General features: G+C 72.2%; 6 protein-coding genes. 3 read left to right on the top strand and 3 right to left on the bottom strand.

Annotation, left to right across the window (positions count from 1 at the left end; all coding sequences use genetic code 11):
* Positions 1–217 precede the first annotated feature (217 nt).
* Together AB0G52_RS39755 and AB0G52_RS39750 are read right to left on the bottom strand one after the other, a co-directional pair.
* Positions 218–1,474: a GH25 family lysozyme gene (locus AB0G52_RS39755; RefSeq protein WP_361343979.1), complete on the bottom strand. Its 1,257-nt coding sequence runs from the start codon at positions 1,472–1,474 to the stop codon at positions 218–220.
* A gap of 162 nt (positions 1,475–1,636) precedes the next feature.
* A complete protein-coding gene (locus AB0G52_RS39750) occupies positions 1,637–2,548 on the bottom strand; it encodes a peptidoglycan-binding protein (protein WP_361343977.1) in 912 nt (303 codons plus the stop codon).
* Between the two features lie 176 nt (positions 2,549–2,724).
* Between AB0G52_RS39750 and AB0G52_RS39745 the strand changes: the two genes are divergently transcribed.
* A complete protein-coding gene (locus AB0G52_RS39745) occupies positions 2,725–6,537 on the top strand; it encodes a hypothetical protein (protein WP_361343974.1) in 3,813 nt (1,270 codons plus the stop codon).
* 687 nt (positions 6,538–7,224) lie between these two features.
* On the opposite strand, the gene AB0G52_RS39740 is transcribed toward AB0G52_RS39745, so the two are convergent.
* Entirely contained in the window at positions 7,225–7,434 is a 210-nt protein-coding gene (locus AB0G52_RS39740; RefSeq protein WP_132893790.1) for a hypothetical protein, read from the bottom strand.
* Between the two features lie 202 nt (positions 7,435–7,636).
* On the opposite strand from AB0G52_RS39740, the gene AB0G52_RS39735 reads away from it, so the two are divergent.
* The gene (locus AB0G52_RS39735; protein ID WP_361343971.1) at positions 7,637–8,080 is read left to right on the top strand and encodes an SRPBCC family protein; all 444 of its coding nucleotides are present in this window, start codon (positions 7,637–7,639) and stop codon (positions 8,078–8,080) included.
* A gap of 149 nt (positions 8,081–8,229) precedes the next feature.
* Positions 8,230–10,659, top strand: coding sequence for an MFS transporter (locus AB0G52_RS39730; protein WP_132893787.1), 2,430 nt, complete (start codon positions 8,230–8,232; stop codon positions 10,657–10,659).
* Positions 10,660–10,789: the final 130 nt, after the last annotated feature.

Raw genomic sequence — 10,789 nt, 5'->3', positions numbered from 1 at the left:
GTACGTGGATCAGGGCCCGGCACGCCGAGAGCACGCACCTGACGCCGCGCGGCCCGCCCTCCGGGCGGACGACGGGACTTTCGCAACACGCCCTAACCCCCGCCGCCCGCCCCGGAGTTCGGCTGGTACCGGCCGATGGCCACCCGGTCCGGTCACCTCACCGGGTGGTGCCCGCCTCCCGGGCCGCCTGGCCGCAGCGGCCGCGCGCGGGTTGCTCTCAGGAGACCAGGTGCTGCCAGGTGTCGGGGCCGACGATGCCGTCGGCGGTCAGCCCCTGGTCGTTCTGGAAGGCGGTCACGGCACTGCGTGTGGCCGGCCCGAAGTCGCCGTCCACCGCCACCGCGTGGTCGTGAGCGGTCAGTTCGTCCTGCGCCGCCTTGACGGCCGGTCCTGTGTCGCCCTGGCTGACGGTGACGATGAGGGCGTGCCAGGTGTCGGGGCCGACGATGCCGTCGGCGGTGAGCCCCTGGTCGTTCTGGAAGGCGGTCACGGCACTGCGTGTGGCCGGCCCGAAGTCGCCGTCCACCGCCAGGGTGGCGCCGTGGGCGTCGAGCAGGTACTGGATGGCCGTGACGGTGTGGCCGGTGGCGTTCTGCGACACCACGGGCCAACTGCTGCCAGGCGGGGGCGGAGGCGGCGTGTAGGTGCCGTGCGCGAAGGTCCTGAGGTTCGCCAGGGTGCCGTTGAAGACGTCCTGGTCGCCGGGGAAGGTGCCCGCGGCGGCGTTCTGCCAGAGCGTGTAGGTGGTCCAGCCGGCCGGGAGCGGTGTGGCGGAGCCGCTGTAGTCGGCGATCCACAGGGGGTCGTACCGGCCCGGTGTGGCCGAGTCGCCGGTGCAGGTCGACCACCAGTCCCGGGTGGAGTAGACGATCGGGTAGCGGCCGGTCCTGCTGTGGTATTCGGTGCTGAAGGCGGTGATCCAGGAGATCATCGCGCTCTGGCTGAGGCCGTAGCAGGTGGCTCCGTAGGGGTTGTATTCGATGTCGAGGGCGCCGGGGAGCGTCCTGCCGTCGTCGGACCAGCCGCCGCCGTGGGCGACGAAGTAGTCGGCTTGTGTGCTGCCGCCGGAGACGTCCGGCAGGGCGAAGTGGTAGGCGCCGCGGATCAGGCCTGCCGCCGCGGATCCGTTGTACTGCTGGGAGAACTGGCCGCTGGTGTAGTTGACGCCCTCGGTCGCCTTGACGTAGGCGAAGGACGCCCCCTGGGCCGCCACCGAAGGCCAGTCGAGGTTCTCCTGGTACGCGCTGACGTCGAGGCCCTTGAGGGTGTCGGCGGTGTTCGGGACGGCCGCCGCTCGCAGGCCCGGTACGGCTCCGGCCGGTCGGTGGGTGGCCAGCCCGGAGCCCATGTGGTCGACGGCCTCGTGCCAGGGGCCGGCCGGCGCCGTCGCCGCACGCGCCACCCCGTGCGGCAGGCCGGTCAGTCCGGTCAGTACGGCGAGACCGATGGCGGCGGCCGCGAGTCTTCTGTTCATCGAGGTGGTGCTCCGTTCTCGGAGGTTTCAGGGGTCAGGGACGGGCAAGGGGGCCGGGCCGGCGTCGGCACCGCCAGAAAGGCCGGCGCCGACGCGGAGTCGTGCCGCGCCGGCACGGGGGCTGTGTGTGGACATGCCGGCTGGCCGGCAGCCGGCGTGAGGTCAGGGCCGGACCAGCCCGTAGAAGACGGAGCTCGACAGGGAGTAGCTCTTGTCGTAGACGCCGATCTCGCTGGAGTTGCTCGGGTTCGAGGTGTTGCCGGAGATCACGTAGACCGTCGATCCGCTGACACGGTCGACGATTCCGATGTGATAGCGGTTGGTGGCGGTCCCGAAGATGATCATGTCGCCCGGGAGTGCCTCGTGCAGTCGGCTGGTGCCGTACCAGCGGTTGTTGGCGACCGCCCAGTCATAGACGTTCGGCACATACGTCATGAACGGGATGTCCTCGCCGGCGTCGCGCCAGACCCAGGTGGCGAAGGCCGCGCACCAGTCCGCGCAGATGCTGTAGGGCTTCCCGGGCACGCAGTTGCCCGAGTCGGCACGGACGCCCAGTTGGCTCTTGGCCACGCTGACGATCTTGTCGCGCTGCGGGGTGGTCGTGTGGCAGCTCGCGACGACCCGCGTGATGCCCATCGATTTCATGGTGTCCGGCCCGGCGATGCCGTCGGCCGTCAACTGGTGGGCGCTCTGGTAGTCCTTGACCGCACTGGCGGTACCGCTTCCGTAGTCGCCGTCCTGGGTGACTCCGGCCTTGCTCTGGACCGCCTTCACGACGGTTTCCAGTTCGCCGAGCGTCTGCGGGCCGATGATCCCGTCGACGCCCAGGCACCGGTCGCCCTGGAAAGACTCCGTCGCCGCCTGCGTCTGCGGTCCGCTGACGCCGTCGACGGCGCCGGCGTCGTAGGCCAGGCCGTTGAGGTCCGCCTGCCCCAGCTTGATATCGGTCGAATCCGCCGACGCCGCAGTGGGTCCGGCCAGCACGGCGCCGGAGACGAGTAATGCCGCCAGAGCGCCGATCACGGCCCTTCTCGTACGCCGTGGTGCCTGGGATTTCACTGCATTGCTGCTCATGGTCGTACGTTCCCCTTCGGTCGGGTGGTCCGCGCCACGTGGATGCGGCGGTGGCTCATTTGTAAGGCGAGCGGCGTTGTCCGCTGTCGGTCGGTGGACGCCGGACAACAGGCTTCGCACAATGTGCACTTCACGGGAGCAGACAGGAGGCACAAGTGCCGCGGAGCGAAAGGCCGTTGGACGAAGAGGACAGCGAACTGGGCAGGTTCGCCGCGGATCTGCGGAAACTGAGAGAGAAGGCCGGTGCCCCGCCGTACCGGAAGCTCGCCCGGATCGCGCACTACTCCTCCACCACGCTCGCCGACGCGGCGGCCGGACGGAAGTTGCCGAGCCTGCCGGTCACCCTCGCCTACGTTCGTGCCTGCGGCGGCGAGACGGAGCCGTGGGAGCGGCGCTGGCACCGGCTGTCGGCAGAGCTGAACCAGACCGAGGAGTCCACGGACCTCGCGGCCGGGGGCAGCGAGGACTGTCCCTACGTGGGGCTCAGCGCGTTCCAGGCCGACGACGCCGCACGCTTCTTCGGCCGCGAACGGCTCACCGCCGACCTGGAGTCCCGCGTCCGCGGCGACCGGTTCGTGGCCGTGTTCGGCGCCTCCGGGTCCGGTAAGTCGTCCCTCCTGCGAGCCGGCCTGCTCCCGAGGGTGTCCGGCGGCCCGTGGACCACGCTCGTCCTCACCCCCGGCCCGCACCCCTTCGAGGAGTGCGCGGCTCGGCTCAGCGCCCTCACCGGATCGTCCTCGGTCGCCCTCCTCGACGACCTGCGCACCGGCCCGCGCGCTCTGCACCTGACCGTCCTGCGGGCCCTGGCCGAACAGCCGCAGGACGCCGAACTCCTCATCGTGGTGGACCAGTTCGAGGAGGTCTTCACTCTCTGCGCCGACCACGAGGAACGCGCCCGATTCATCGCCGCGCTGCTCACGGCGGCGGGCGCGGCCAACAGCCGGACCCGGGTCGTCCTCGGTGTGCGGGCGGACTTCTACGGCGCCTGCTCGCAGTACCCGGACCTGGTGGACGCCGTGCAGCGCGGCCAGCTGCTCGTCGGCCCGATGACCACCGACGAGCTGCGCAGGGCGGTCAGCCGGCCCGCCGTCGAGGCCGGGTGCACGGTCGAGGGAGCACTGCTCGCCCGCGTGGTGGCCGACGCGACCGGACAGGCCGGCGTCCTCCCTCTGGTCTCCCACGCGATGCGCGAGACCTGGCGCCGCAAGCGCGGCAACACCCTGACCGTCAGCGGATACGAGGCCGCCGGAGGCATCTCGCACGCTCTGGCCAACACGGCCGAGACCGTCTACGCCGGCCTCACCGACGCGCAGCAGCGCCTCGCGCGCAGCGTCTTCCTGCGGCTGGTGTCCCTCAACGACGGCGCCGAGGACTCCAAGCGCCGCTTGGCCAGGGACGAGCTCGATCCCCGTACCGACGCCGTCCTCGACGCACTGGCCCGGGCCAGGCTCGTCACCCTGGACACCGACACCGTGGAGATCACCCACGAGGCTCTCCTGCACGCCTGGCCCCGGCTGCGCGACTGGATCAGGGAGGACCGCGCCGGCCTGCTAGTCCAGCAGCAGCTCACGGACGCCGCCGCGGCGTGGGACAGGGAACAGCGCGACAGCAGCGCGCTGTACCGGGGAGCCAGGCTGACAGCGGCCCGGGAATGGGCCAGGGACCACGCCGACGACGTGCGGCTGAGCGCGAGGGTGCAGGACTTCCTGGCCGCGTCCGCCGGACACCAGGACCGCGGGGTGCGGCGGCGCCGCGCCGCGGTCGTGGCGCTCTGTCTGCTGACCGTGCTCGCGGTGGTCGCCGCCGGGCTGGCCTTACAGCAGCGGTCGGCCGCGACGTCCGAGCGGAACAGCGCGGTCTCCGGCGAAGCACAGGCCCAGGCGGCCCAACTACGCGGCACCGACCAGTCGTTGGCAGCCCGGCTGGACGTCGCCGGCTACCGCATCCGCCCTACCCGCCTGCTCTCCACCGACCTGCTCGGCACCCAGAGCGCCCCGCTGTCCACGTCCCTGACCGGCCACACCGCAACCGTCTTCGCCGTCGCCTTCAGCACACGCGGCCACCTGATGGCCACCGCCGGCGCCGACGACACCGTCCGCTTGTGGCACGTCACCGATGCCACGCGCCCGACACCGCTCGGCCGACCGGTCCCCGCCGGCTGCAAGGGCGTCATGTGGCTGGCCATCAGTCCGGACGGCCGCACCCTGGCCGGCGCCGGCCGCGACGGGACCGTACGCCTGTGGAACATCGCGGACCCGGGGCATCCGACCGCCTGGCCGGCCCCGCTGCGCGGTCACTCCGGCATCGTCTTCTCGGTGTCGTTCGGCCCGGACGGCCGCACCCTGGCCAGCGCGGGCGACGACGGCACGGTACGGCTGTGGAACGTCACCGACCCCGCCCACCTGGCCGAACTGGGTGCCCCCCTGCGCGGCCAGAAGGGGGCCGTCGCCTCGGCGGCCTACAGCCCCGACGGCCGCACCGTGGCCAGTGCCGGCCACGACCACACCATCCAGCTGTGGAACGTGACCGACCCCGCCCACCCCGCCAAGTGGGGCCGAGCGCTGAGGGGCCACACCGACACCGTCTACGCGGTCGCCTTCAGCCCGGACAGCCGGATCATGGCCAGTGTCGGCAACGACTTCACCCTTCGGTTGTGGGACGTCTCCGACCCGGCCCAGCCGGTTCCGCTGGGCAAGGTCGACCAGGCCGGGGCCGACACGATCTACGCGGTGGCCTTCAGCCCCGACGGCAAGGTACTGGCCACCGCCGGCGCCGACCAGACCGTCCGGCTGTGGAACCTCACCGACCCGAACGCCCCGCTCGCCCTCGGCCCGCCCCTCACCGGGCACACCGGATACGTGTACTGGCTCGCTTTCAGTCCGGACGGCCGCACCCTGGCCAGCGTCGGCGGCGACCGGACGGTGCGCCTGTGGGATCTGCCCCGGACGGTGCTGCCCACGCCCAGCTACGAGAACACCGTGGCCTTCAGCCCGGACGGCCGGGTGCTGGCCGCGGGCAGCACCGACGGCGCCGTCCGGTTGTGGAACACCGCCGACCCGCGCCGCCCCACCGCCCTCGGCGGCCCGCTCCTGGGCAACACCAATGCGGTGAACCACCTGGAGTTCAGCCGGAACGGCCGGCTTCTGGCCAGCGCCGGACGTGACGGCACCGTGCGGCTGTGGGACGTCACCGATCCCGCCCGGCCGAACCGGCTCGGCACGCCGCTCGGCCAGGGCACCGACGCCGTCACCACGGCCGTCTTCAGTCCCGACGGCCGGGTTCTCGCCAGCGCCGGGTACGACGACACCGTCCGGTTGTGGGACGTCACCGACCCCGCCCGTCCCCACCGGATCGGCCACCCGATCACCGGGCATACCGCGCCGATACGCACGCTGGCCTTCAGCCCCGACGGCCGTACCCTGGCCAGTGCCGGCGCGGACGACACCACCCGGCTGTGGAACGTCACCGACCCGGCCCACCCCGAGCAGACGGGTCCGCCGCTGAACGCGCACGCCGGCGGCGTGGGATCGGTGGCCTTCAGCCCCGACGGCCACACCCTCGCCACCGCCAACGACGACCACACCGTACGGCTGTGGGACGTCCGCGACCCTCGCCACCCGGCCGCACTCGCCGCACCGCTCACCGGGCACACCGGCTTCGTGCTGTCCGTGGCGTTCAGCCGGGACGGCCGGACCCTTGTCAGCAGCGGCAGTGACGGCACGCTCCGGCTGTGGGACGTGGCCGACCCGGCCGCGCCGGCCGCCTCCGGTGGCGCGATCAGCGGCCACACCGGGCCCATCGACCAGGCGGTGCTGAGCCCCGACGGCCGTACGCTGGCCAGCGCGGGCGACGACCACACCGTCCTGCTGCAGTCCCTGGACACCGGCGAGGCCGTGCGACGGGTCTGCGCCACCACGGCTGGAACCCTCACCCGCCGGGTGTGGGGCGAGTACATCTCCGCACTGCCCTACCGGCAAGTCTGCGACTGACGCGGCGGGGCGAGCGCCCCCGGCAGGACGGAAGCGCATGACGCAAGAGGAAGATGCCTTCTGCGCCATTCGCCGGGGGCAGGCCGTACGCCTGCTTGAAAGTGCGGCAGAACACCGCGTCGCAGCTGAATCCCCAGCGGGAACCGATCCGCCCGACCTCACCCCGGACAGCGAGGGATCGGACAGATCGACCCGGGAGCGCCTCAGCCGCTGTTCCAGGATGTACCGGCCGACGGTCCGGTTGTCCCGGCGGAACAGGTAGTGGAGGGAGCGCACGGAGATGTGGTGCGCCGACGCGACTGTCCGCGGCGACAGGTCGGGATCGGCCAGGTGACGGGTGATGTACGAGGTCAACCGCCCCAGCAGCGCGTCGTGGCGGGACGCCTGCGGAGCCGGTGCGCGCGCGGTCGGCAGGCTCGCCAGGAATTCGGCAGCGGTGAGGGCGACGGCGGCGACGACGGCGACCGTCCATCGGGAGATCGTGCTGTGCATCGCAGCATCCCTGTCTTTCCTTCCGCGGTACGCGGACCACCGCCCCTTTCTGCGAGGACTCAGTACCAGATGCCGACGTTGCAGTTCGACTTGTTCTCCGCCGACTCCGCGTTGTTCCCCACCACCTGTTGACGCTGTTGCACCGGGAGGTCGTCCACTCGCTGATGCCCGTGGAGGTGGTGGGCACGAGTGGCGTCAGGTGGTGAGGCGGGTGGCGGTGCGGTCGCGCAGCAGAAACCACTGCTCGGCCTGGGGGCTCGGCTCGCCGCTGTCCTGCGGGTCACGCAGGAGCGTGCCGTAGGCGGCCTTCCCTGCCGCGCCGCGGTGTCCACCCGTCGCTCCCTGGCTCGGGAACGACCTCGTCATGCCTTTCCAGGCCTTGTCCGCGTTCGGAGTGCTGAGCATCGGTCCTCCCGGGCTCCCTGGGGTCAGGCAGTGAAGTGCACGGCCCCCAGAATAGAACATCTGTTCCCGTGATCGTGCGAACGATCCGTGGAGACCGTGCGGACGCGCTTTCCGACCGCTTCCGGCACCCCGATTTGGGGCGCCGGGCGCCGGGGTGGTTGGCTTGGTACCACCCCGAGAACCCAGCTGCTGGAGGAACGCAATGGCGCAGGTCGAGGCCACCACGGAGCGGATCGTCGCCGCGGACCCGGAGACGGTGTTCGACACCCTCGCCGACTACAGCGGCGCGCGCGCGAACCTCCTGACCGAGCACTACAGCGAGTACGAGGTGCGCGAGGGCGGCGACGGCGAGGGCACCCTCGTCCACTGGAAGCTCCAGGCCACCAGCAAGCGCGTCCGCGACTGCCTCCTGGAGGTCACCGAGCCCACCGACGGCGAGCTGGTCGAGAAGGACCGCAACTCCTCCATGGTCACCACCTGGCGGGTCACCCCCGCCGGCGAGGGGAAGTCCAGGGTCGTCGTCCACACCACCTGGCAGGGCGCCGGCGGCATCGGCGGCTTCTTCGAGAAGACCTTCGCCCCCAAGGGTCTCGGCCGCATCCATGACGCCGTGCTCGACAAGCTCGCCGCCCAGGTCGAGAAGTAACCTCCGGCCGCGCAGGGGGCGTTGGCTGCCCTCACCGGTTCGAGTGGATCTCCGTCCCGGACGGTCCCGTCCCGTAACTCGTCGCGCCTGCCCGTAGTTGTCGCCTGCACGGCGGCAATGGTGCGCAGGCGCGACGAGGGGAGCGGTACGTGGGCGGAACGACGCTGGTGGAGTACGAGGAACCGGCCGCGGCGCCTTCGGCCGCCCCGGCACCCGAACCCGCCCCGGCGCCCGGACTCGGGCCGCGCCGCACCTGGCTGGTGTTCTGCGGGCTGATGCTCGCCCTGCTCCTCGCCGCGCTGGACCAGATGATCGTCGCCACCGCGCTGCCGAAGATCGTCGGTGAACTGCACGGCCTCGACAGGATGTCCTGGGCGATCACCGCCTACCTGCTCACCGCCACCGTCGGCCTGCCCGTCTACGGCAAGCTCGGCGACCTGATCGGCCGCAAGGGCGTCTTCCAGTTCGCGATCCTGGTCTTCGCCGTCGGCTCCGCGCTGGCCGGACGGGCGCAGAGCATGGACCAGATGATCGCCTTCCGCGCCGTACAGGGCGTCGGTGCGGGCGGGTTGATGATCGGCGTGCAGGCGATCATCGCCGACATCGTGCCGCCCCGGCAGCGCGGCCGGTTCATGGGACTGATCGGTGCCGCCTTCGGTCTCGCCTCCGTCGCCGGGCCGCTGCTCGGCGGCTACTTCACCGACCACCTCTCCTGGCGCTGGTGCTTCTACGTCAACGTGCCCTTCGGGCTGGTCACCCTGGCCGTCGTCACCCTCGTGCTGAAGCTGCCGAAACCCCGGCCGCGCGCCCGTTTCGACGTGCTGGGCGCGCTGTCGCTCACCGCCGCCTCCACCTGCCTCGTCCTGCTCACCAGTTGGGGCGGGACCGAGTACGCGTGGGGCTCGGACGTCATCCTCGGGCTGGGGGCCGGCGCGGTGCTCGCCGCCGGGCTGTTCCTGGCCGTCGAGCACCACGCGGTCGAACCCCTCATCCCGCTCCGGCTGTTCCGGGACCCCGTCTTCACCGTGACCGGCCTCGTCGGACTGGTCGTCGGCGTCGCCCTGTTCGGCGCCGCCAGCTACCTGCCGACCTACCTGCAGATGGTCGACGGGGCCTCGGCGACCGGGTCCGGGCTGCTGATGCTGCCCATGATGGGCGGGATCGTCGGGGCCTCGGTCGTCGCCGGACAGCTCATCAGCCACACCGGGCGCTACCGGATCTACCCCGTGCTCGGCGGGGGTCTCTCGGTCGTCGGCATGTGGCTGCTGTCCCGGCTCGACATCGGCACCCCGCGCTGGCAGTACAGCATCTGGATGGCCGTCCTCGGCGCCGGGATCGGCATGGTGATGCCGGTGCTGGTCCTCGCCGTGCAGAACTCCGTGCGCCCCACCGACCTCGGCACCGCCACCAGCGCCAACAACTACTTCCGGCAGATCGGCGGGAGCGTCGGCGCCGCCGTCTTCGGCACCCTCTTCACCGACCGGCTCACCGACGCCCTGCACCGCCGCCTCCCCGTCCACGCCGGCGCCCGGCTGCCCGACCCGGAGGCCCTCACCCCGCAACTCGTCCACGCGCTGCCCCCGGCACTGCGCGACGCCTACGTCCGCGCCTACGCCGACGCCATGCCCCGGATCTTCCTCTACCTGGTACCGGTGCTCGTCCTCGGCCTGATCGTCGCCTGCTTCCTCAAGGAGAAACCGCTGGTGTCGCACCACACCGCCGAAACGGAGTCCGCTCCCGTGACCGCCCCGATCCCGCAGGCCCGCCTCCAGCCCCCGGCCGCGGGGACCCACACCCCGCCGCGCCCGCCGGGCGCCGGCGCGGGAATCCCCGTCTGCGGCACCGTCCAGCACCCCGACGGGACCGTGGTGCCCCGCGCGGCCCTCACCCTCATCGACGCCGTCGGCCGGCAGATCGGCCGCGGCGCCAGCGGCGAGGACGGCCGGTACGCCCTGGCCACGCCCGGCTCCGGGGCGTACGTCCTGATCGCCGCCGCCGGCGGACACCAGCCGCAGGCCGTCACCGTGACCGTCGGCGAGCGGCCCGTCGAACTCGACGTGGTGCTCGGCGGCGCCGGACGCCTCGCGGGCAGCGTGCTCACCGCCGACGGCACACCGGTGCGGGACGCCACCGTCACCCTCACCAACGTGCACGGCGAGGTCGTCGCCAGCGTCCGCAGCGGGCGCGAGGGCGGCTACGTGATCACCGAGCTGGTGGCCGGCGAGTACACCCTCGCCGGCAGCGCCCCCGCCTTCCGCCCGGCCGCCCTCCCGGTCACCGTGCAGGCCTCCCGGGAGACCCGGCAGGACGTCGAACTGGCCGGCGGCGCCGTGCTGAAGGGCACGGTCCGGGCCGGCGGAGGCCGGCCGGTGGAGGACGCGCGGGTGACCCTGCTCGACGCCGCGGGGAACGTCGTGGACACCCTCACCACCGGTGCCGACGGAACCTTCCGGTTCGTCGACCTCTCGTCCGGCGAGTACACCGTCATCGCCGCCGGCTACCCGCCGGTCGCCACGGTCCTCCAGGTCGCGGGCGGCGGCCGTACCGAACGCGACCTCCAACTCGGCCACGAGGACTGACCGCCGACCCGGCCACGGGACCGGCCGCCGACCCGGGCGCGGCGCGGACCTGCGCGCCGGTGTGATCCGGTGAAACCAATTCCAGGAATGCCACACATCGCAACCTGCGGCCACCGTACGGTAGTGGCGG

Source organism: Streptomyces sp. NPDC021562, assembly GCF_040640875.1.
In the GTDB taxonomy this organism is placed as follows: domain Bacteria; phylum Actinomycetota; class Actinomycetes; order Streptomycetales; family Streptomycetaceae; genus Streptomyces.
This window is presented reverse-complemented; position numbering and strand designations above follow the sequence as displayed.

What these genes read in the sequence shown, in the direction of transcription:
- AB0G52_RS39755 (WP_361343979.1), bottom strand. Translation starts at nt 1,474, where the DNA reads ATGAACAGAAGACTCGCGGCCGCCGCCATCGGTCTCGCCGTACTGACC.
- AB0G52_RS39750 (WP_361343977.1), bottom strand. Translation starts at nt 2,548, where the DNA reads ATGAGCAGCAATGCAGTGAAATCCCAGGCACCACGGCGTACGAGAAGG.
- AB0G52_RS39740 (WP_132893790.1), bottom strand. Translation starts at nt 7,434, where the DNA reads ATGCTCAGCACTCCGAACGCGGACAAGGCCTGGAAAGGCATGACGAGG.
- AB0G52_RS39735 (WP_361343971.1), top strand. Translation starts at nt 7,637, where the DNA reads ATGGCGCAGGTCGAGGCCACCACGGAGCGGATCGTCGCCGCGGACCCG.